Genomic DNA, 690 nt, shown 5'->3' on the forward strand with positions numbered 1-690 from the left:
CCCACCACCACCCCCCCCCCCCCCCCCCCCCCCCCCCCCCCCCCCGCGGGGGGGGGGGGGGGGGGGGGGGGCCCCAGATTGGACGACAGCACCCCGACCCATGGCCGAACCACGAAAAAAGGGCCTGATCAGCCACGGCGTCGCCGCGCAGAACCGCAAGGCGCGCTTCGACTACAAGATCAACGACACGATCGAGGCCGGCGTCATGCTCGTCGGCCCCGAGGTAAAGAGCCTGCGCGCCGGCCGCGCCACCCTCGCCGATGCCTGGGCGGGCGAGCGGGACGGCGAGATCTGGCTGTTCAACGTCTACATCCCCGAATGGCAGGCCGGCAGCTTCGTCGCCCGCTTCGAGCCGCGGCGCCCGCGCAAGCTTCTCCTCCACAGGAAACAGGTGCGCGAGCTCATCGGCGCCATCACGCGCGACGGCACGACGCTGGTGCCGATGGACATCCACTTCAACGAGCGCGGCGTGGCGAAGGTCACGCTCGGCCTCGCGGAAGGCAAGAAGAAGCATGACAAGCGGGGCCGCGAAGCCCCCCCGCGACGTGGGCTCCGAGGGCGCCTGATGGACACGCCCCCTCCCACCAGCGCACCGATGCCTGCAGAAGGCTCCGGCTGCCATGGCGGCCGGGAAACGCAGCAGGCGGCCGCGCGGGCCGCCGGCAAGAGCGAGCCGATGGATCGTCTCGC

The 690-nt window shown here is 72.5% G+C and carries 1 pseudogene; it reads left to right on the forward strand.

Features of this window, described 5'->3' with window-relative positions:
* Positions 1–100: 100 nt before the first annotated feature.
* Positions 101–523 (forward strand): annotated as a pseudogene (gene smpB, locus AC1MIR_RS03300) (SsrA-binding protein SmpB); the annotation flags it as partial.
* Positions 524–690: the final 167 nt, after the last annotated feature.

This window comes from Falsiroseomonas sp. RANM36 (assembly GCF_056682175.1).